This window comes from Dyadobacter psychrophilus (assembly GCF_900167945.1).
GTDB lineage: Bacteria > Bacteroidota > Bacteroidia > Cytophagales > Spirosomataceae > Dyadobacter > Dyadobacter psychrophilus.
The window spans coordinates 90202-111918 of the sequence record NZ_FUZA01000010.1 but is presented as its reverse complement, the minus strand read 5'-3'; the positions used below and the strand labels follow the sequence as shown (position 1 = coordinate 111918).

Genomic DNA, 21717 nt, shown 5'->3' with positions numbered 1-21717 from the left:
GAAACCACAGTAAGTTAGTATACATCCACCATCGCCTCATCACTTAATCCAATAAGTCAGCGGAAAGGTAACTGTAAAAGTAGTCCCTACTCCGGGCTTACTTTTAATTTCCAGTTTCGCTTTGAGGAGCTCACAGAGGCGTTTGATGATAAAAAGTCCGATTCCTTCCCCATGTCCTTCCGTATTGGGCTGCGAGTCAGGACCGGAAACCACGGATTCTTTGCCATCCATTTTTGTTAGCAGACCCTCGGGAAGTCCCGGTCCTGTATCCGTGACGACAAACTTCCAGGAGCGCACTTGGCCATTTTCATGGCCAAGTGCCTGCCAACTTACATTCACGGAGCCTTCTGTGGTATATTTCAATGCATTTAAAATGAGATTCTGTGCAATGCGGCGCACTTTTACATCGTCACCTTCTACAAAAAGATCAGCTGGCCCGTCAAATTGTAAGGAAAGCCCCTTTTCCAATGCCAGCTGCTCCGACCCGGCACATAGTTCAGTCAAAAGGCTTCCTGCATTGAAGCTGTCAATGTGTAATTTTTCTTCACCTGATTCCAGCCTGGCATAATCCAGCATCTGGTTCATCATCGCCGACACTTGCATCAGGTTTCGCTGCAACATATCAAGAATCCTTTCACGTTCCTGCTGCGTATCCATCATATTAAATAGGGACGTTGCGCCTACGATGATACCAAAACTGCCCCGCAGGTCGTGGAACGAAGAGCGTAAAAAGGCGCCCCGCTGCTGTACATATTCCTTCATCGTGGCCAGTGACTCGATCATTTCGTTGGAGCCTTGGAGCTGCTTAATCAACTTCGTCTGCTGAAAGCTACTTTCCTTAAAAAGGGTAATATCCAGCTCGGTAATGGCAATGCCATGATCATGCCTGGTCATGGAAGTTGCCAGCCATTTTGGACTTCCCTCCAGTAAATGCTCTTCGTAGAAGGGGGCCCTTGTTAAGTAAACTTGCAGCATCTCCTGCTGATGTTGGAGAGAAAGAAGCCCCGAAGCAAGCATTCCTATCAGTTCAGAAACGGGCTTTCCAAAGTCGCTGGAGAACTTCTGATTGCATACAACCAGCATAAAATCAATTGGTTGCCTATCTTCGGAATAGACAGCCTTAAAGAAGGCAATCGACGCAGGTGAGCTGTCCAGGACCGCCTGCAGACTGGCTGCAACTTCGGTGAGCTTGATCTCCGCCTGTTTTCTGGCGGTAATGTCGAGTACAGTAACTACAATCCCGGTTTTGTCCACCTGCCGGGTGATGAAAAAGGCAAGTGTAAGATGCTCGATAGAAAATTCTTCATAAGCCGCCTGCCCGGTTTGCAAAACCTGTACATATCTGTCAAAAAGCCCGGCATCTTTTAAAACAGGGATCACTTCGAGCAATGTCTTATTCTGGATTTGCTCACTGTTCTGGCGGGTAAACTCCAGTGTTTTGTCGTTGAATACGGAAGTAGTGAAGTCGGTGACATGGCCATCGTCGTTATAAACCGGCTCCATTAATGTTACGGAAGCTGGAACGCCGTTGAGCACACTTTGAAGGCGGTCGGCAGTCCACGCGAGCTTCTGGTTGGCATCACTGAGTTCTGCGGTTTTTTCGTCGACATGCTCGTTGAGTTGTTCTGTTAGCGTTTTTTGGAGATGAATATCAACCCCGCTGCCCGTATAACCTGCAAAACTTTCATCCGCGGAAAAGATTGGACTGGCATTTTCCAATATCCAGCGGTATTCCCCGTCGCTTCTTCTCAGGCGGTATTCAAAGCTGAACTCCGTCTGCTGTTCCAGGTTTTTGGCAAAAGTGACCTGATAGGCTTGCAGATCATCCGGATGTACGGCCCCGTAAAAAATAGCCTCGTTTTCGGCAAAAGGACGTCCTGTAAATTTGACCCATGCTTTGTTTAAAAAATTGATCTTGCCATCGGCCTGGCAAACCCATATCATGGCTGGGGCGTTATCGACGAGCTTTTCAAACCATTGCTTCCTTTCGTTTAATAGTCGCTGTTCCCGACGATGTACGGTGATATCTTCAAAGCCTAAAAGGGTGATCTGCTGTTGATGAAGCGTCAGTTTTCTGGCGTGGATCACCATCGTTCGCTGCTCATTGGCAGAAATCCGCACGGTAACTTCAAGTCCGCTAACCACCGCGTTGTAAGTGCCGACCTGGTGCAGTAAATGCCGGATTTCAGGAAAGTCAAGCTGGCGGTTACCAAGCTCATAAATTAATTGTCCTTCTGTCCGGTCGGCATCCGTTAAAAAATTACGGTAAAATGCATGGTTAGCATTCTTAATTCGCAATTGTTCGTCCAAGACAAGGGTCGCTTCGTTAATAGTCGAAAGAATTGCTTCGGAATATTCGTAAGATTCGGTTAGTTGGTCGTTTCGGGTTTGCAATTCCTGGTTGATGGTTTGCAATTCTTCATTGGCCGATTCAATTTCCTCTTTGCTGGTTTCAAGCTCTTCATTAATGCTTTGCAATTCTTCGTTGCTGCTGACGATTTCTTCATTGGCCGACTGAAGTTCCTCATTGCTGGCCTCCTGCTCTTCCACGATCGAATGCATATCCTGGCGCAGGGCGGTCAGCTCGGCTTCCAGCTGCCGGTTCCGCTGGCCATTGTCCTCGAAATTCGAAGCGGCCGCAACATTCTCATTGATTTGTTCAAACAAAACCAAAAAAAGCTGCTGGTTCGCCGGATTTGTGATCGGCACAGCTTCAATATTTACATATATAGGCTTATCCGGATAACTGATTTCCAATCCGTTTTTTCTCTGCCTTTCTGCGGATTTGCGTGCTTTATGAACAATGTTGCGAAGTTCGAAAACAAGGGAAGGATGGGCCATCTTGGAGAGGTTCAAACTAGCTTTCCCAGCTGAATGCTGCAAAAAAGGTGTCGTAACCCCGCGGAACTGAATGATTTCAAGGTCCTGGTCAATGACCACGCTCGCTGGCACATACTGGGAAAGCAGCAGGTTGTCAACTAACTTGTCCAGGTCGCCGACAGTGACCAGTTCGGTGGTTTTGGTAGTAAGCGCTTTGATAGGAACGACGGGTGTATTGCTTTTGAATGCCATGTCAAGAGGGATTTTGGTCTGGGCGTTATTTTTCCGCACAAATATTTTTTGCGTTTTTTCAATCTGCGCAAAATACGTTGGGGAGCTGCCCACAGACTCCGACTTGCCCAACAGCAGATATCCGTCGGGTTTGAGTGCATAGTGGAAGGTCGCAAAAACTTTTTTCTGCAGCTCATCATCCAGATAGATCAGCAGGTTCCGGCAGCTGATCAAATCCATTCTGGAAAATGGCGGATCACTCAAAAGATTATGAGGGGCAAAAACACAAAGGTCCCGTACCAGTTTATTGACGCGGTAATGGTCGTCGACTTTGGAAAAATAACGGTCAAGCCGCGTGGGCGAAACGTCGGTAAGCTCACTTTTAGCAAAAATCCCTAAACGGGCTTTGGCGATGGCTGTATCACTCAGGTCCGTGGCAAAGATTTGAACAGGCACACTGGCAGCTCTGTCGCCCAGCACTTCCAGCATCATGATGGCCATTGAATAAGCCTCCTGGCCGGTTGAGCATCCTGCGACCCAGATCCGCACAGCCTCGGAAGTCGATTTGCCTTGGCTGATCAGTGGCAGGATATGCTTTTTGACGTGGTCCATAGTCTGAGGATCACGAAAAAAGTCGGTTACATTGATCAGCAGGTCATTAAACAGAACACCGGCCTCGGTTGGGTTCTTTTTTAAATGGGCAATGTATTCTGAAAGCGTTTCCAGTTTATAGAGCAGCATCCTGCGGATTATTCTTCGCCTTATGGTCGTTTTTTTATAATGCGTGAAGTCTACTCCTGTCGCAGATTTAACAAAGGCTAATATTTTTTTTAAATCTTCCTTATCATTATCGTCCTGAACAACCTCGCTGCTCTCTGAGGTCAGCTTGAAAATATCTGCATGGTTGCTAAGCCTTGAAAGCTCAGTCGCAATTTCCTGGGGCGGCAATACCATGTCCACCACACCCTCCATAATGGCCGACTGTGGCATACTCTGAAAAGCGGCCGTTTCATCCTGTGCGATGGTAATGCCGCCGGCAACCTTAATGGCTTTTAAACCAAGTGTACCATCACTGGCCATGCCGGAAAGCACAATGCCAATCGCACCGTCTTTCTGTCTTTTAGCCAGGGACAAGAAAAATTGATCAACAGGCAGGTTGGGTTCGGGTTTGGGTTTTCTGGGGGTCAATACCAGCACGCCGTCGATGACCTCCATGGCTTTGCCAGGAGGTATTATATAGAGATGATTTGGTTCTACCGGCATCAAATGCACGGCTTCATAAACCTGCATGGACGTCTTTACCGAAAGAATGGAATCGAGTTTGCTATCATAATCCGGAGACAGGTGCTGGATATATACATAAGCCAGGCCTGTGTCCGCCGGCAGATACGATAACAGCTCGCTCATAGCCTGCTGGCCACCAGCCGAACCGCCAATAGCGACGATTGGAACCGGTTTTTTGCCTGGATGCAAGTTCGTGTATTCTGTATTTTCAGGTTTGGACATTGGCCCGGGATCAGTCATAATAAGTAAGGAAAATTTGTCCGGGCCGTATTAAAAGCACTATGCAATACCATTAACTGGCCGGTTAGGGAAAGAAATGGTGTCCCACCAAACAGAGCACAAGTCGGTCAAATACGAAAAAGACCTGGTGGGCTCGGCGGTTTTAACCAGATAAGCGTTAGCGTGATGTCTGTAACTGGCTTGGATGTCCAGGTGGTGCGGTGAGGAGCTCAATACAATCACCGGCGCGATCGGAATGCCCTGGTCCATATAAGACGTTCTTAACCAGGCAAGCAAATCCAGGCCCTGTTTACGTGTGGGCAGGTATAGGTCAAGGATAATCAGGTCAATGGCCGCAGAAGCCTTTTTGTCAAGCGATTGAAAAAAAATGATAGCACTTTCTGCCGAGGTTTGATGGATAACATTGAGTCCTGGCGCGCCATTTTTCATAAAAAGCTCGATTAACGCTGCATGGTCCGAATTATCCTCAATGAGGACGATATTTTTACCGGTAATCTTCCTTAAACCGGCATGCCCACCGGGCCGATAGCTGTTAAGAAAGCAAAGGTTTATGGCATGAGCTATGCGAATGTAACCGTCAAGGGTATAAGGTTTGACAATGTATGCATTTGCTCCTAATTGATATGCCTGTTTCACCAGGTTAGGATTTTCACTGGTTGAAAATAGCACCACCGGAATGTGGCGTAAGTCAGCGCGGCTTTTTAATGCAGAAAGGGCCTCAATTCCATTCATAACGGGCATATTCATATCCATCAATACCAGCACAGGATCGGTCGGAAGCGCCTCTTCTAAAAGGATAAGCAACTCGTTACCATCCATTAAGTCAACGATTTCCACCTCTTCTCCCACGCTTTCGAGCGCTTGACGGGCCAGCATCCGGTCATCTTCGTCGTCATCCACCAGGTAAATCTTCTTCATCGTTGTCTTAAATCGGGGTGTAATCGTCCTGATGCCAATTGGTCAGGTTTGCTTCACATATTCTGGAAAAGAATGACAGTCTAAGCAGCAACAAGATCTGCCGCGTGTGCCGACTTGCGCTGCTTTTTTTTGATCCGCTTTTTGAGCGTGTATATGGAATGCTCTGTAATAGAGATTCCCATCTCGTCTTTGATTTGTGCCACAACGATTGTGGCAGGCAGCTGAAAGAGTTTGTCGCCATAGTAGGCGAGTAAAACGTCATAACGACCTTTGAGGCCGAGTTCGAATGCCTGAGTTACGTATTTTTTTTCCAAAGCGCTGTTATTTACCCATTGAAGCCCCAAGATAGGTCCAATATACTTAGGTTAGCACAATTTTTTTTCCGCTCAGGATATGGTGAGATCATTGACCTGGCCTTGGGAGTAGATAAATTCCAGCAGCGCTTTAGACCGCACTCTGAGAATGTCGGCCTTTTCCTCAAAACTCCGCGCTTCGGTTTTGTTCCCGCTGATCTCACAGCGTGTAACAGCCTGTTCTAAAAACAATATACCTTCTTCCATACTACGCATGGCCTGCCATAATTTTGTTTCGACCGATTCGGTAATTCCCGCCCAAAGGGCGCTTGACGAGAATCCGTGGCCGGTATGGCATCGGAAGCGGACATTTGGCCCTTCCTCAAACCTGGTCAAGGCTCCGCCGCATTCAGGACAGGTCAATTCTGTTTTTTCGCCCATGTGATTGATGCCCTTCGACAAGGCGTTTTTTTGTGCTGCAATTTCAATTTCTGCCTTCATTCTCGTTTTCAGGAGCTGGTCTTGGCGCTGACCAGGTCCTGCTGGCTCGACCGTCAGCTGGTTCACCAATGGTCCGATGTCTTTTAGGGGAAGGATGTAATCGGCATCTACATATTCCAGCGCATTTCGGGGCATATCCGGGTAGGAAGAGTCTTCGGGGCTTTGGACAATTGTCACACCACCAAATTGCTGAACCGACCAAAGGCCCGAACTGCCGTCACTGAGATATCCGGTCAGCACAGCAGCTATTACCCGGCTCCCATACCAGTATGCAGCCGAGCGCATCAAGGCATCGACTGATGGCCTGAAATTATTCTCCTTCGGGCCTCTTTTAATCAAGATATGGCCGTCTTCAATGATCATGTGATGGTCGGGCGGGGCTACATAAATTGTGCCTTTTCTGATTTTTTCACCATCCTGAGGGTGCACGGCGGGTAGGGGCCCGTGGCTGGAAAGTATTTGCGGAAGGTAACTGGTCTTATCAGCAGTAAGATGCTGCACAATAAAAACGCTCGCAGCCAGGTCTTTGTCAAAAGACTTCACCAATTCCTTCAGCGCAGGTACACCACCCGCTGATGATCCAATAACAACAATGTCGCGACTTTGCATACGCATTACTCTAAAGATATTTTAATAGATTCAGTGATAACAGGTTTACTGTTTATTGAAGCCCAAGCTATAATAATATCGTTCCCGGCTTGGTATGAGTCACGAAATTGACGTAGCTAGCCAATCCAAAATCTGCAAATTGACTGAAATGTATTTTTAAGAACGGCAAAATTCAGGGGCTTGACGACCACGGCATTCGCACCGGCCTGGTAACACTGACGAATTTGAAGCGGGGAAATATCACTGGTCATGATTACAATCGGAATTTTGTTGATCTGGGGACATTCCGCCAATGGTGGCTGCCGCAATAACCTGAGCACTTCAATGCCATTCATTTCCGGCATATTAAAATCCAGAACAAGCAAGTCAGGAAACCCCTTATGTTGCCCTGAGCGGCTCAACTGTTGCATGTGTTTATGAAGCGACCGGCCACTTTCAAAAAATTTCACCAGATAAGGCTTATCCAGTCCTTTTATCAATTTGTATAGCAGAAATTGATGATCCGGATTGTCATCAACGATATATAATTCCATGACCTAAACTAAGTTGGGCTGCCTGACTGTTGATAGTTGGCTTATTTTTTCAGTCAAAAATTGTACCTGATTGTCGGCCACGCTTGCAAGAATGAATATTAGTAAACCATCGAACTTCATCCAGGGCAACTTTTTACAATCCCCAAGAATGTCCTGCACAAAACTAGCCCCAAAGGTGAACGCTCCCTGAATTTGATATTTGAGTTGGAAGGGATGGATACGGTTAGGAACTGAGTATATGTCGGCGTAAAATTTGGCGGGGAATGTCGTATTAATTAGAATGAATAAACGTACAATGCTCCAAGTTTGAGCATATTCGAATATTCGTAACCGTTCTTTCGTTTGCATTTGAGCATATAGTTTGTAATATTTATTTGATAGATGCGTGCTCGCCCAAAAATGCCTTGAAATGAGAGTCTTAATCGTTTGCGCGCTGTTGATGATGTCGATGATAATGCCTGCATCCGGTCAGGTCGAAATGATCCGAAAACTGCAACATTCACTTCCGCAGATCAGGGACAGTGTTCGCTACGTGGATGCTGTTAATAAAATATCATTGCTTTTTTACGAACAAAATGCCGACAGCACGTTTTACTATGCGCTGCGCGCGCGGGAAATCGCGACGCGGCTGGAATATGCGAAAGGGATTGCGGATGCGACCAATAATCTGGGGATTGTATTTGATATAAAAGGCAATTTGCAACTGGCGCTTCGCTATTATAATGATGCTTACAACCAATACGTTGCGATCGGCGATTCGTCCAACATTGTTCAGACCCTCATGAACATTGCCATGGTCTACACCATTACAGGCAAAACCCAGAAGTCCATCGCCAACTTTAAGCAAGCGCTGGACCTGGGAAACCGCATTGCGCATGATTCTATTACCGCGCTTGCGATCTACAATTATATGCTGATCTACCCCGGTGAATTCAAGGGCGAGATGAGGGACAAAAATATTCAGAGGGCGAGCGATATTGCCAAAAAATACAAGGACAGGCGCATGCAGCTTGCTATTGAACAATTGCAGGCTGCGGATTATCTAACTGGCAAAGAGCGCGATAAAGGCATTAGGCAGCTCAAACAAATATTGGCAAAGAGCCTGAATATGGAGCTGTACTTTTTTAGTATGGACTTGCTGATCAATTTGGGTGACCAGCATCTTGCCACCCTTCCCGACACTGCAATCATTTACTATGAACGCGCATTGCAGATCTCAGAACAAAAGGGTTATCGGTTATATGCGAGGGACATAGCCAGAAAAATGTATGATTTTTACACCGGGCGAAACGACAAAGCACATGCTTATCAATATGCGCAAAAGCTGATCGGGCTTTTTGAGGAACAGATCGACGTTGACAAAATTTCAGGCATAGATTATATAGAGTATGCCGTGAAAGATCAGGAATTAAAGTCGGAGCAGGTAAAAGTGGCTTATAATAAACGGTTTTTGTGGCTCGCGGTGGCGATATGTGTGCTTACGATCCTGAGCATTGCATTTTTACTCCGAACCTGGCTCTTGACAAAGCGTACAAATGAGGTGTTGCGCATACAGTTCCGGCAGCTCGAAACGACTATGGAAGCGCTGGAATCGACCAATGAAAATTATGCGCGCGTGATCAAAATCGTTGCACACGACCTCAGAAATCCGATCGGTGCCATCAATGCAATGAGTGCGATGCTTATTGATGATGAAACAGACCCTCAGGATGCGAAGGAATTTATTCATATGATCAATGAGTCAAGCAGAAATTGTATGACTATGATCGGAGATTTGCTGGTGACCGATTTTGATGTGAAAGAGTCGGAGCTTAACAAGGGGCAGATCGATCTTCCTGTTTTTCTTCAACAAGTCATCAAATTGCTGATTTTCAAGGCAAAAGAGAAAAATCAGGAACTGGTTTTGTCCAATTCTGTCAATGCGACCATTCTGGTTGATGGCGATAAGCTGTCCCGCGTACTTAGTAACCTGGTAATCAATGCCGTGAAATTTAGTCCTGAGGGCGGTTTGATCGAGATCAGCACTTCGGAAACAGCCGGTGGGATCCTGATAGCGGTCAAGGATAATGGTCTGGGGATTCCAAAAGAATTTGAAAACAAAATCTTTGATCCGTTTACTTCTTCAAAACGTGCCGGAACCGCTGGCGAACAGCCATTTGGTCTTGGATTATACATTAGTAAGCAGATCGTTGAAGCGCATCACGGCCGCATATGGTTCGAGAGCGAGGCCGGGATTACCACCACATTCTACATCCTGCTCCCCAGCAGCGTCATTGTGAGCTCCAGTATAGAAGCCTAGCGGTCAGGCTCCTGCCATTAGTGGGTCTGTCGTGCTCTCTTTTCCGGTTTCAACATGGCCAGCGAATCTTTTCCCTGCATCTTCCGAGCCGATCTTAACATTGAAATCGTACCAGCTGTTGCTTTTGGCGAGCGAAATTGTTGTGCGCTGCCATCCGGAAGCGGGCACTTTTATTTCGATGGGTTTCTGACCGTAGCCGACATCTGTAATGTTTACGGTTTGTGCTGAGCTTTCATGATTTTGAACTTCAACGAGCACGTCGCCCGTTGGTTTTCCTTTTTTGTCCAAAACATAACTGCAGCCGATCTGAACATTCGCCTCCTTTGCATTACCCGCAAATTCCCTGAAAAATCCGTTAGGCCCGTAAACGCGCAAATGGTAACGACCTCCTTCGAAATCCCGCAGGTTCCAGCTGTCTGTAATTTTGTCGCCCGCTCGAACAGCGTAATTCCAGACTTTCATAGGCTCGTTTTGATAAGCATTTATGGCGTAAACGATAAATGGCGAACCTGCCGATTGTTTGCCAAATACTTTATTACCAGCTTCAAATGTTATCTCGAATGTTTGCTTATCCGCTCCTAATCTGCCGCCGACATGCAGCTCGTACGGGATCGCACACGATTTTCTTGTGCCGGGTTCCTGCCTGGGCAAGCTTGCAGACGCATAGGGGTTTTTGTTGATCGCATTGATTTCAGCATCATTAAGTGCTTTAAAATTGGCCGGGGCAGCTTTGAATTGTGCTTTATGGATTGTTGTCACAATTTCGTCCCGGTCAACCGGCGTAGGTTTTTTGTAAGTTGCAGGATCATAAGGCTGGAAAACCGTGCTGATGTTACCGCACACCGTTCTTCTCCATTCCGAAATGTTGGTTTCCTTCACCTCTTTTTTTGCTTTGTGACTCGCAAATTCCTCTAAAAATTGCAAAATTGATGTGTGATCAAAAACCTGCGAATTTACTTTTCCTCCTCTCGACCACGGCGACGCTATCACGAGCGGCACCCGAAAGCCCAGTCCAATGGCCCCCTCACGCGCATTGGCCTTTGGAACCTGCGTCATATCCTGCTCCAGAGTCACATATTCAGCTTCCAGATCAATGCCTTGCGATACTTTTCCAGTGTTGGGTTTAAGCGGGTTAGGGATTGAAAATGGGGGGATGTGATCATAGTAACCGTCGTTTTCATCATAACAAAGTATGAAAATCGTTTTCTTCCAGACCTCCGGGTTTTTGGTAAGAATATCCAATGCCTCGGATACAAACCAAGCGCCATACCAAGGTGCCGACGGGTGATCGGAGAAGTTTTGCGGAGCAGTTAAATAGGAAACTGTTGGCAGCTTGCCTTCATTTACATCTTTCCTGAACTGGTAAAATATGTCACTTTTGGGAACGTCAACAGTTCTTTTTTCTGTCCCGTCATTATAGCTGATCGTGCTCAGTTTCATATAATCAGGATCATTCTGATTTGTGACAAATGCACGTCGATGGATTCCCTGTTCGACTACTGAAAGCTTTTTGAAATTTTCTTCGGTATAATAAGCGATTTCTGTCTCATATTTTTCAAGCATGGCCCGCTTTCCCTCGTTGGATTTGGCAAGCTTATCCTTTTCTTCCGCTGTTGAAGCCGTTAATGTCGGATCCGATTCGGCAAGTTGCTTCCTTATTTTCTCACTTTCAAGTTTGATAAACCGGACATATTCCTTCGAAAACTTCACATTATACTGCGCGTGGCGTTCGAGCGGATTACAGCCAAAGTTGCCCAGCCAGGAGCCTTGTTTTGGATTAAACTGCATAACCGCGCTGATCTCGTTTTGATAAAAAGCCCATGGAACGCCCGCCTCTTCCAATCTCTCAGGGAATGTTTTCCATTTAACAGGCTTATTATATGAGAAATAACTATTGCGAACGACCGCCAGCGAGTCAATGCTCGGCTTTTCTCTGATCGTTCCCGACCATAAGTAATAGCGGTTCGGGTGCGTGGGGGTCATGGAAGAGCAAAAGTTCTGATCACAAACCGTAAATGCGTCGGCCAGGGCGTAATAAAATGGAATGTCCTCCCGGTCATAATGGCCCAAAGTCAGCGGCATTTCCGAGTATTCCTTGCGGGTCGACTTCTTGGAGGTCAGCCATTTGTCGTATTTTCCACCATTGTAAGCATCCACTTGTGACTCGCGCGAATGCGGCAAATCGTGCATCCAGGTCGCCTTGGTGCCTTTTATGTCCAGCCGGAAAGGAGCATAAGTGTTTCCTATGGAATCTGTTTGCAGCCAGACTTTATTTTTATTGGGTAAATCAATCGCGCGGGGGTCGTTGAAACCTCTTACGCCTTGCAATTTTCCATAGCAATGGTCGAAAGAGCGGTTTTCCTGCATTAAAATAACAACATGTTCCGCATCCAGATAGGTGGAATTCGGCTCCGGATTAATGGCCATCGCCTTTAAAACTGATTCAGGAAAAAGTCCGGCCACGCCAGCCCCGCCTGATAGCATTGCAGCTTTTTTCAGAAATTCCCTTCTTGAATCCATCTGATATCCGAATTATCGTTGAAATTTTATCCATGCTAATAACTCAAATAAAAGGGCGTTTCAAGAAAAATTACTGTTACCAATTTGTGATGAAGTAAGTTGGTTTAATTAACTTAATTGACAACTATCTGATATTCAATAGTTTTATTACTTCGAGCTTCTTCCTGCGGGAAATTTCCACCTCTGTGCCGTCGCTCACCACAATGTATCCATGGTCGTGGCTTAATTGAGAAATGTGTTTAGGATTTACCAGATGCGATTTATGCGTGCGGATGAAACCAAAATCTTCCAGCATTTCATCAAAGTATTTCAATGTTTTGCTGGTAACGATCGGTTTTTTGTGGGTGGTGTGGATAAATGTATAATTACCGTCTCCCTGCATACGTATGATCTGTTCCAATGTCAGAAACAGCACACCGTCCTTGGAAGGGACCGCAAGCCGGAAGTCTTTGATTTCACTTTTTCCAATGTTGTGGACAAGATTGTCATACAGGATCAGGTTGCTTTTGGCATCCACTTTCTGAATTTTCAGATAACGGTCCATTGCATAACGCAGCTCATCGGGATCCACCGGTTTCAGCAGATAATCCAGCGCACTGAAACGGATCGCCTGAACGGCATATTGATTATAAGCTGTCGTAAATATTACTTCAAATGATGGGTTTATCAGCGCGCGCAAAAAATCGAAACCATTTCGCTTGGGCATTTCCACATCCAGAAAAACGATTCCCGGGTTGTAATTCCGTAAAATTTCAAGTGCCTGGTCCACCGATTCCGCCTGTCGGACTTCCGTAATTTCCTCAACGTAACTTTCAATGTAATATTTAAGCACGGTCCGTGCTTTGGGCTCGTCGTCAATAATCAGGGCTTTTATCATTGTCTTGCTTATACATTGTTGAGATACGTTGATAATTCAATTTCAATAAGAGTCCCGCCGGCAGTGCCATTGTCGTCGTAAAGATCAGTTATGGTGAGCTTAGCGTGGTTTCCTTGTTTGTTAAGCAGGTCGATCCGGTCTTTTGTTATTCTCAATCCTTGTGATTCGTGTTGTTTATATTTGACGCTTTCGGCCTTTAATTCAAATGATTTTTTTCTTCCAATGCCATTATCCTGGATCCGGCAGATGAAAACATCCTCATTAACCAGTCTGAATTCAATAAGCAGCTTGCGTTCGCCGTCCTTGTGCAGCAGGCCGTGCCAAAGCGCATTCTCCACATAAGGTTGCAAAAGCATGGAAGGCAACGCAACATCGTCATCTTCGAGTGCGGGGTCCATAATGATTTTGTAGGAAAAGCTTTCCTCGAAACGCATCATTTCAAGTTCCAGGTAAAGTTCAAGGACCTGGCGTTCCTGGGACACTGAAATCAGGTCCTTCCCGGAATTTTGCAAAACCATTCTGAACAGCTTGGAAAACTTATTCAGATAAGTGCTCGCCTGAGTGTATTTTCCGGTAACAATGCATTCCTGAATACTGTTAAGGCAATTAAAGATAAAATGCGGGTTCATTTGTGCCCTTAGTGCCATAAGCTGACTTTCTGCAAGCATTTTGCTGATTTTCAGCAGCATAAGCTCCTTTTGCTCGCTTTGTGCTTTCTGCTGTTTGCGTTGCCTGTAAGCGTGATAGGCGAAATAAAGCATGATGCCCGTCAGGATCAGGCATAGCAACCTGAACCACCACGTTTGCCACCAGTTCGGCTTCACGATCACTTGCAATTTCTGGATTTTCGTCATCCACCTGCCAAACTCATCCGTGCTACGCACTTTGAAAAGGTATTTTCCTGGCAGCAGATTGGTGTAGCTGGCCGTGATTGCCCTGCCCGCATTCACCCAGTTCTCATCTACGCTTTCCAGTTGGTAACTGTATTGTAATGCAGGAATGTCGCGGTGGCTTAATGATGCATATTGGAAGGTGATAAAATCTTCATTTGGAGCGAGTTCCAGAACGCCTTCTTTCTCAAATCCCAGCTTTTCCTGGCCAAAAACCTTTATCGAAGTAATAAATGGCGGCTGCTTAACGGGCATTCCCGCAAAGCTGAATGGGTCGATCAGCAATATATGGTCCAGCATAACAGCATAAATCTTACCATTCGCGAACGTTAGGTTATTGTAATAGTCCTGTAATGTTTTGCCGAGGTCGATTTCCACTTTTGTCACTGCACGCGTATCCGGATTAAAAAACATAAGCCCTTCTCTGCTCGCTCCCCAGACTGCGCCCCGCGAATCGATAGCAATGCTGGATAAATAATCATAAAACAAGCCGGTCCGGCTGTCGATGCTATCCAGCGGCATTCCGTTGCGATTTATTTTCACCAACCCTTTACCACTCACAGCAGCCCATATATCGCCTTTTTTATCCTCCGCCAGCTTCAAAACCTGCACATTAGCGAACTCTTTACCGGGTAGGATGGAGAAATGCTCTTTTTGATAATCAAAGCGCAATAAGCCGCTTCCGGGCAATGAAAACAGAATGTCCTTATTACTTAATTGTATGGAACTAGGGCAATTCTTAAACGCAAATAACCCAAAACGGCTTTCAGTCCCGTCATAGCGCGTCGTTTTCTTAGTTACCGGATCGTGGCGGTAAATGGCATCTTCCAGGATCTGGAACCAGACATTGCCCTTATGGTCAGTAAAAACAAAGTTCGCGTAACGGTTGGGCGTATCTTTTTTAATGTCTTCAAATCTGACCAGCTTGTCACTTCCGTTTCGCAGCACATGAATGCCATCATTTCCCACAAACCACCAGGAATCTTTAGCCTTCGTGCACATGACGAAACGGTTCCTGCGCAAGTCGTCGTCCGTCACAATGTAGCGTTGGTAAGTGCGGTTATCCGTATGATAGGCAACAATTCCATCCTCTTTACACGCCATCACCAAGTTCTTGTCCACGGTAATGGAATTCGCATGGGCAAAGCCGGTTTCGAGGAAAAATTTGAAATTGGGCAGCTGATATATTGCCTGTAAGGGATATTGCGACTGGCTTTTGCTGACCCCGTTGATCGTTCCCAGCCACACATTTCCTTCCTTGTCCGTAATAGCATCCCTGAAATGTCCGTAACCAATACAGTAGGACAGATTCTGGTCGTACTCAATTTTCTTGATCTTCTGTCCGCGTTCCTTTATAAAGGCCGCAAACAGCCAGGTCGAGATCCATAGCCTGTCTTTGTGATCAATAAACAACAGATTAATTCCGTCGCTGATCTTCTTGCCGTCGAGTTCGTAAAAGCGCTGCACCGAACCCGTTTTGAAATTCCAGTAATTAAGTGTGAGGTTATCATCGCATCCATACCAAACATCGCCTTTGCTGTCAACAGCGAGCGCATTCACGTAATTCTGATCAAAAATGGGCGAATGGAGCACATTGTTGTCCTTATGGTAAATTGCGTTTTTCCTGATATCAATAAAATAGGGCTTGCTTCCAACAATCCAGAAGCCATTTCTTGTCGTGTCCCAGACCATGCCCGACAGGAAATAGTCGGATTGGCTGAATATATTGGCCGCCGCAGGAACAACCGCCGCGAGAGGTCGCAATTTTCCTTTTTCATAAATGTAAATCCGGTTGGAAGTGCCAATCCAAAGCCTTCCTGCATTGTCCGGTTTAATGGTGACGACCGTTTCTTTTTCCAAAGCAGAAAACCGCTTGTCTGTCGAGAAAGAACCTGAGCTTGCATTAAACAGCATCACGCCATTCAATAATCCCAGAATCAGTGTGTCCCCTTTGCCGAATTGCTGAATTGCATTAATAAGGAGGTTTTTCTGTTTTGTTCCATTCTTATACTGCTTCACAACAGCCCCGTCGTAGCGATTGAGCCCGTTATTAGTGCCGATCCACAAGAAGCCTGTTTCGTCTTTGTAAAGGCATCGCACTTGTTTCGCGCTCAGGCCATCCTGCCACTTGATATTTTGAAAGATTGTCTGCCCAAAGAGCATTGTGGGGATCAACCAGAAAGCAATGAAAAAAGCAAATTTCTGACGCATGCTTAAATGGATTATTTCCTTAAAAGAGGATCGAAATAATGTGAGGTGGTTGATTAACGATGGTTGGCATCTTTAACGTTTGCCGTTAAATAGCCCAGATCTACCGTTCCCTCTTTGGTTTTGACATTTCAAACGGGGAAACCCAACTTTAATACTGCAAGAAAGGCAATTAGCCGTGAAAAATAATGGAACCATCCTAACCAACGTTCGTCATGATCAACATTAGTGCCCTGGCCTCCCGCTTAACCAACAATGCCAGTTTTAGAAATGTACTTTCGAGTGAACCGGGATATCATGTCAGAAAAAACAAGGTGTACTATTGCGGGAGCCTGGTAAGTCCCACATTTGAACTGGTTGCAGGTGCTGATGTCAAATCATTTCAAACGTTACAAAACAATTTTTCCAAACTGCCGTCGATCAGGCAATATGCGATCGATGAAAGGTTCGTTTATTACAAAGGCAAGCCTATTTCGGGTGCCGATCCATCCTCGTTTGTTGTGCTGGGCTATTCCTGGGGCAAAGATTGCAATCACATCTACACAGCTTATAAAATCGTTTCAAACGATCCCGATCATTTTGTTAAAATAGATAGGCATTTGTCAAAAGACAGCAAATGTATCTACTATGCTGATCGGGTTATTTCTTATGATGCTCCTCATTTCCAATTGCTTGCAAAGGTTGACGGCTTTACTTATTTCAAAGACAAGCAAAGTATCTTTGTAAACGGCGTCCGGTTCAATGAGCCGGACGTTCGCTCTTTCGAGCCGCTGCGGCACGGTTACTCCAAAGATGCCGGTCATGTTTACTTATTAGGACCGGCTTCTTTCAAAATCGTGGAAGGCGCCGACCCGGAAAGCTTTCTGGTGATCAATCAATATTACAGCCTCGATCAGAATCATGTTTACTGGCGCGGAGCCCGCTTTATCGACTGTGAGCCATCCATATATGAAGCATTGAACTTTTAGGCTTTATGCCAATCCCGGCAAAAAACATAACTATACACATAGGGCGCAGCAATGCGCCTTTTCTTTTGTAAAATATGTGCAAAGTTTCCAATCTTTTGAAGTAATATTTTGCCATTACTGACTTGTATATGAATACAATTCAGATCTAAACTCTTAACAAATGTTGGTTTGCACGCATGCAAAGAACGCCGGACGCGTTGCCGGATTTCTGTGCTCTCTGCTCTTTCTATTTGCTCCTTATTTTTCAAATGCACAGGAAATTGAGCTCCTGCTGAAAGGCGGGCACGTCATTGATCCCAAAAACAATATCGACGCGGTGATGGACGTGGCAGTCGCCGGTGGAAAGATCGTCCGGGTAGCCAGTAACATTGCTGCTTCCGAGGCAAAAAAGACGGTCGATGTGAAAGGCTTTTACGTTACGCCCGGGCTTATTGATATGCACGCGCACGTTTTTGCGGGCACAGTTCCCGACGCTTACATTGCCAACGCATCCACCAGCCTTCCACCCGACGGCTTCACTTTCCGCGCAGGCATTACAACTGTTGTAGACGCCGGATCTTCGGGCTGGCGCAACTTCCGGACTTTCAAAGCGCAAACGATCGACAAGGCGCAAACGCGTGTTTTGGCATTGCTTAACATTGTAGGCACAGGCATGGCGAGCCGTTACGAAGAACAGGATCTTTCTGATATGAACCCGGTGATGGTTGCCAATATGATCCAAAGACTTTTTCCAAAGATCATTGTGGGTGTAAAGGCGGCACACTTCTGGGGCGACTATGCGCAGGTAAAGGCCGCGGTCGAGGCTGGAAAGCTGGCAAATGTGCCTGTTATGGTCGATTTTGGGGAACATCAGCCGCCTTTGTCCATTGAAAAATTATTTAAAGAATATCTTCGTCCGGGCGACATTTTCACGCACACATATTCGCACGGACCTGCCAACAGGGAAACGGTTGTGGATGAAAATGGAAAAGTGAAGCCGTTTGTCTTCGAAGCACAGAAGAACGGGTTAATTTTTGACGTGGGGCACGGCGGCGGCGCATTCGCTTGGCGGCAGGCGATCCCGGCCATGCAGCAAGGATTTAAGCCCAATGTGATCAGCACCGACTTGCATACGGACAGCATGAACGGCGGCATGAAAGGGCTGGACAATGTGATCTCCAAATTTCTCAACATGGGCATGACGCTTCCGGATGCCATTCTGCGTGCAACGTGGAACCCCGCACAAGTGATCAAGCGCCCAGATCTGGGCACGTTATCGGTGGGTTCCGAGGCTGATATCGCCGTTTTTAATTTGAGAAAAGGGGACTTTGGATTTTTAGACACGCGAAAACTGAAACTGAAAGGCGACAAAAAACTGGAAGCCGAGCTCACTATCCGCGCAGGAAAAATTGTGTGGGATTTGAATGGGATCAGCGCCGGGGCCTGGGAATCAGAAGTAACCGCTAAATAATGAATGGTGATGCATTTTACAAAATTCAGCAGCCTGATTGACTGTTGCAGATTCCATTTTTGCCTGCTGATCCTGCTTGTTATTGGCGGCAATGTTTTTGGCCAAAAATATGATCTGCTTATTAAAGGCGGCCATGTCATTGACCCGGCAAATGGTATTGATAAAGTGATGGATGTTGCTGTTAGTAAGGGAATTATTGCAAAAATTGCTGCTATAATCGAGGGGCCTGCAGATAAAATAATCCAGGCTAAGGGTTTGTATGTGACACCAGGCTTCATTGATATGCACACGCATGTTTTTGTGGGCCCTAATGCAGGACTTTTTGCTAATGGGGTAAACAGTGTTTCTCCCGATGATTTTACGTTTCGTTCAGGTGTTACCACCGTTGTGGACGCAGGAACTTCCGGATGGCGAAGTTTTGCTTTGTTCAAAAAACAGGTGATAGATCAATCTAAAACCAGGATTCTTGCTTTTATCAACATTGCGGGAGACGGCATGACCGGAGGCGAACATGAGCAAAACATCGCAGATATGGTCCCGGATTCCGCTTTGAAAGCCATTAACCAATATTCCGAAACGATTGTCGGTGTGAAGATCGGACATTATAACGGAGCTGATTGGGCACCTTTTGACAATGCGATAAAATTGGCAAGGCAAATAGAAAAGCCACTTTTTGTGGAGTGCCATTTGCCCCAGTATTCTCTGCAGGATCAACTGGAAAGGCTCAGATCGGGCGATATGATCACACATACGTATGAAAACATCAAGGAACGGATGCCGATCATTGGCGAGGATGGGAAAGTGCGCCCGTTCGTCCTCGAAGCAAAAAAACGAGGTGTCTTATTTGATCTAGGGCACGGCGGTGCGGGTTTCTGGTTCGATCAGGCAGCTCCGGCGATTAAGCAGGGCTTCGCTCCCAATTCGTTCGGAACCGATTTGCACCGGTTCAGCATGAATTCAGCCATGAAAGATATGACAAATGTAATGTCAAAATTCATGGCGCTGGGTTTGTCGCTGACTGATGTGGTAAAAATCGCTACCTGGAATGCTGCTATGGCTATCAAGCATGAGGAATTAGGAAATATTGATACGGGTAATGTGGCTGATATAGCCATTTTTAAAATCAGTGAAGGCGTATTCGGCTTTACGGATTCTGGCGGAAAAACCATATCAGGATCCAGAAAGCTGGAAATGGAAATGACGGTCAGGGACGGGAAAGTTGTATGGGATTTAAATGGTCTGAGTGGTAAAAAATAGATTTTTAATAATGGAGGGATCCTTTTTTCAAACACAAAAATGGAGGTTTGCGCAGCGTTATTTTTGCTTCGGCCTCATAGTTATGCTTTTTTCAGGCGCCCAAAAGCAAGATCCGCTTCCAAAAGGAGATCCGGATAATGGCGGACTGACAACGCCAGAAGGTTTTGAAACCCTCGTCGTAGCCGATAGCACCGGCTTGGCCCGGCATATTGTGGTGAATGAAAATGGAGATATTTACGTAAAGTTGCGCTATTTCGGAAAAGGCCAGCAGGGTGGGACCGTGGCCATCAGGGACACAAATCGCGACGGGAAAGCGGATATTATCAAGAATTTCGGCAGTTATCCCGACCAAAGCAGCCTGGCCAACGGCATAACAATCCGCAACGGATATCTGTATTTCAGTTCTTCACTATTCGTTTACCGCAGCAAATTAATCCCCGGCCAGCTTTTGCCTGATAGCACAGTTGAGGTTATTTTAAAAGATGATCATGAGCACGGCACGCATTGGCACATCACCAAACCGATGGCCTTTGATGACAAAGGCAACATGTACGTGCCATTTGGAGCACCTTCGGACGCTTGCCAGGATATGGTCAACTCTCCGGGCGGCAAGCCTGGAAGGATTGGCTTAACTCCGTGCCCGGATCTTGAAAAACACGGTGGGATATGGAAATTCAGCGCAGATAAGCCCAATCAAACGCAAGCAGACGGCAGCCTGTTTGCGACTGGTTTGCGAAGCATTGTTGGTATGCGCTGGAATAACGCAGACCAGAACCTGTATGCAGTGGTGCATGGCCGTGATAATCTACGACGGCTTTTCCCGGACATTTATTCCTCATGGCAAAGTGCAGTTCTGCCGGCCGAGGAATTCGTGAAAGTCACTCAAGGAACCAATCTGGGCTGGCCATATTATTATTTTGACCAGATGAAGGGCAAGAAAATACTGAACCCGGAATACGGCGGCGACGGTAACAAAGAAGCGGAAGGAGCCAAATACCAAAATCCAATCATCGGGTTTCCCGGACATTGGGCGCCCAACGACTTGCTGTTTTACACCGGAAACCAGTTTCCCGAACGCTATAAAAATGGCGCATTCATTGCCTTTCACGGGTCTACGAACCGGGCGCCTTATCCACAGGCGGGCTTTTTCGTTTGTTTTGTTCCTTGGGTTAATGGTAAATTTTCGGAAAAGTGGGAAGTTTTTGCAGATGGTTTCGCAGGCATGGACCCGATCATCAATGTGAGCGATGCCAAAGCACGGCCTATGGGGCTGGCGCAGGGACCGGACGGTTCCCTTTACATTACAGATTCCAAGAAGGGGAAAATCTGGCGGGTTATGTTCAAAGGCAACAAACAATCATTCGGAGCCCCGCAGCTGGCTGCCATGGAAAAGCATAAGCTGCTGGGAAACATCAGAACGCCGGACCGGGTGAAGGATAATTTGGATAAGGAAACAAAACTCGCCGGAGAGAAAATTTACAGCACCTACTGCACGCCTTGTCACCAATCCAACGGACTCGGAGATGGCAGCCGTTTTCCGCCGCTGGTAAATTCTGAATGGGTTACAGAGGATAAAAGAAAGCTAATTCGCGCAGTGGCAAATGGTCTGGAAGGGCCCATTGAAGTGCTCGGCAAACCATACAATGATCTCATGCCCAAGCACGACTTTATTTCACCCGATGAAATGGCCCAGCTGCTGACTTACGTAAGACAGCAATTTGGCAATATGCCCGACCGGGTTTCGGTAGAAGAGGTCAACAGGGTTTTGAAAAAGTGATTTGAAATATTTAAAAAAAGCGCCGGACGATCATCGTCCGGC

General features: G+C 46.3%; 13 protein-coding genes. 5 read left to right on the top strand and 8 right to left on the bottom strand.

Annotated features, from left to right (window positions below):
• Positions 1 to 39 precede the first annotated feature (39 nt).
• The 5 genes from B5X68_RS25910 to B5X68_RS25890 form a co-directional block, all read right to left on the bottom strand.
• Positions 40 to 4575, bottom strand: a complete 4536-nt coding sequence (locus tag B5X68_RS25910; protein WP_229208571.1) for a CheR family methyltransferase — start codon at positions 4573 to 4575, stop codon at positions 40 to 42.
• Between the two features lie 39 nt (positions 4576 to 4614).
• Positions 4615 to 5493: a response regulator gene (locus B5X68_RS25905; RefSeq protein ID WP_082217673.1), complete on the bottom strand. Its 879-nt coding sequence runs from the start codon at positions 5491 to 5493 to the stop codon at positions 4615 to 4617.
• An 80-nt stretch (positions 5494 to 5573) separates the two neighbouring features.
• Entirely contained in the window at positions 5574 to 5807 is a 234-nt protein-coding gene (locus B5X68_RS25900; RefSeq protein WP_141110417.1) for a hypothetical protein, read from the bottom strand.
• Positions 5808 to 5879: 72 nt separating this feature from the next.
• A complete protein-coding gene (locus tag B5X68_RS25895; RefSeq protein WP_229208570.1) occupies positions 5880 to 6902 on the bottom strand; it encodes a chemotaxis protein CheB in 1023 nt (340 codons plus the stop codon).
• Positions 6903 to 7012: 110 nt separating this feature from the next.
• Positions 7013 to 7429: a response regulator gene (locus tag B5X68_RS25890; protein ID WP_082217670.1), complete on the bottom strand. Its 417-nt coding sequence runs from the start codon at positions 7427 to 7429 to the stop codon at positions 7013 to 7015.
• 409 nt (positions 7430 to 7838) lie between these two features.
• On the opposite strand from B5X68_RS25890, the gene B5X68_RS25880 reads away from it, so the two are divergent.
• The gene (locus B5X68_RS25880) at positions 7839 to 9728 is read left to right on the top strand and encodes an ATP-binding protein (RefSeq protein WP_082217669.1); all 1890 of its coding nucleotides are present in this window, start codon (positions 7839 to 7841) and stop codon (positions 9726 to 9728) included.
• A 3-nt stretch (positions 9729 to 9731) separates the two neighbouring features.
• Here B5X68_RS25880 and B5X68_RS25875 read toward each other — a convergent pair whose 3' ends face one another.
• The 3 genes from B5X68_RS25875 to B5X68_RS25865 all read right to left on the bottom strand — a co-directional run bounded on the left by B5X68_RS25875 (position 9732) and on the right by B5X68_RS25865 (position 16226).
• Entirely contained in the window at positions 9732 to 12248 is a 2517-nt protein-coding gene (locus B5X68_RS25875) for a phosphocholine-specific phospholipase C (protein ID WP_082217668.1), read from the bottom strand.
• A gap of 124 nt (positions 12249 to 12372) precedes the next feature.
• On the bottom strand, positions 12373 to 13125 hold the full coding sequence (locus B5X68_RS25870; RefSeq protein ID WP_082217667.1) for a LytR/AlgR family response regulator transcription factor: 753 nt from the start codon (positions 13123 to 13125) through the stop codon (positions 12373 to 12375).
• A gap of 8 nt (positions 13126 to 13133) precedes the next feature.
• Positions 13134 to 16226, bottom strand: coding sequence for a two-component regulator propeller domain-containing protein (locus tag B5X68_RS25865; RefSeq protein ID WP_229208569.1), 3093 nt, complete (start codon positions 16224 to 16226; stop codon positions 13134 to 13136).
• A 212-nt stretch (positions 16227 to 16438) separates the two neighbouring features.
• Between B5X68_RS25865 and B5X68_RS25860 the strand changes: the two genes are divergently transcribed.
• From B5X68_RS25860 to B5X68_RS25845, 4 genes are all read left to right on the top strand, one after another.
• Positions 16439 to 17191, top strand: coding sequence for a DKNYY domain-containing protein (locus tag B5X68_RS25860; protein WP_082217666.1), 753 nt, complete (start codon positions 16439 to 16441; stop codon positions 17189 to 17191).
• Positions 17192 to 17351: 160 nt separating this feature from the next.
• Positions 17352 to 18641 carry an amidohydrolase/deacetylase family metallohydrolase gene (locus B5X68_RS25855; protein WP_082217665.1) on the top strand — a complete coding sequence of 430 codons (1290 nt, stop codon included), beginning with the start codon at positions 17352 to 17354 and terminating at the stop codon, positions 18639 to 18641.
• A gap of 9 nt (positions 18642 to 18650) precedes the next feature.
• Positions 18651 to 19898, top strand: a complete 1248-nt coding sequence (locus B5X68_RS25850) for an amidohydrolase/deacetylase family metallohydrolase (protein WP_082217721.1) — start codon at positions 18651 to 18653, stop codon at positions 19896 to 19898.
• A 10-nt stretch (positions 19899 to 19908) separates the two neighbouring features.
• Entirely contained in the window at positions 19909 to 21675 is a 1767-nt protein-coding gene (locus B5X68_RS25845) for a PQQ-dependent sugar dehydrogenase (RefSeq protein ID WP_082217664.1), read from the top strand.
• Positions 21676 to 21717: the final 42 nt, after the last annotated feature.

What these genes read in the sequence shown, in the direction of transcription:
- B5X68_RS25845 (WP_082217664.1), top strand. Translation starts at nt 19,909, where the DNA reads ATGGAGGGATCCTTTTTTCAAACACAAAAATGGAGGTTTGCGCAGCGT.
- B5X68_RS25860 (WP_082217666.1), top strand. Translation starts at nt 16,439, where the DNA reads ATGATCAACATTAGTGCCCTGGCCTCCCGCTTAACCAACAATGCCAGT.
- B5X68_RS25875 (WP_082217668.1), bottom strand. Translation starts at nt 12,248, where the DNA reads ATGGATTCAAGAAGGGAATTTCTGAAAAAAGCTGCAATGCTATCAGGC.
- B5X68_RS25905 (WP_082217673.1), bottom strand. Translation starts at nt 5,493, where the DNA reads ATGAAGAAGATTTACCTGGTGGATGACGACGAAGATGACCGGATGCTG.
- B5X68_RS25855 (WP_082217665.1), top strand. Translation starts at nt 17,352, where the DNA reads ATGTTGGTTTGCACGCATGCAAAGAACGCCGGACGCGTTGCCGGATTT.
- B5X68_RS25895 (WP_229208570.1), bottom strand. Translation starts at nt 6,902, where the DNA reads ATGCGTATGCAAAGTCGCGACATTGTTGTTATTGGATCATCAGCGGGT.
- B5X68_RS25865 (WP_229208569.1), bottom strand. Translation starts at nt 16,226, where the DNA reads ATGCGTCAGAAATTTGCTTTTTTCATTGCTTTCTGGTTGATCCCCACA.
- B5X68_RS25870 (WP_082217667.1), bottom strand. Translation starts at nt 13,125, where the DNA reads ATGATAAAAGCCCTGATTATTGACGACGAGCCCAAAGCACGGACCGTG.
- B5X68_RS25880 (WP_082217669.1), top strand. Translation starts at nt 7,839, where the DNA reads ATGAGAGTCTTAATCGTTTGCGCGCTGTTGATGATGTCGATGATAATG.
- B5X68_RS25890 (WP_082217670.1), bottom strand. Translation starts at nt 7,429, where the DNA reads ATGGAATTATATATCGTTGATGACAATCCGGATCATCAATTTCTGCTA.
- B5X68_RS25850 (WP_082217721.1), top strand. Translation starts at nt 18,651, where the DNA reads ATGCATTTTACAAAATTCAGCAGCCTGATTGACTGTTGCAGATTCCAT.
- B5X68_RS25910 (WP_229208571.1), bottom strand. Translation starts at nt 4,575, where the DNA reads ATGACTGATCCCGGGCCAATGTCCAAACCTGAAAATACAGAATACACG.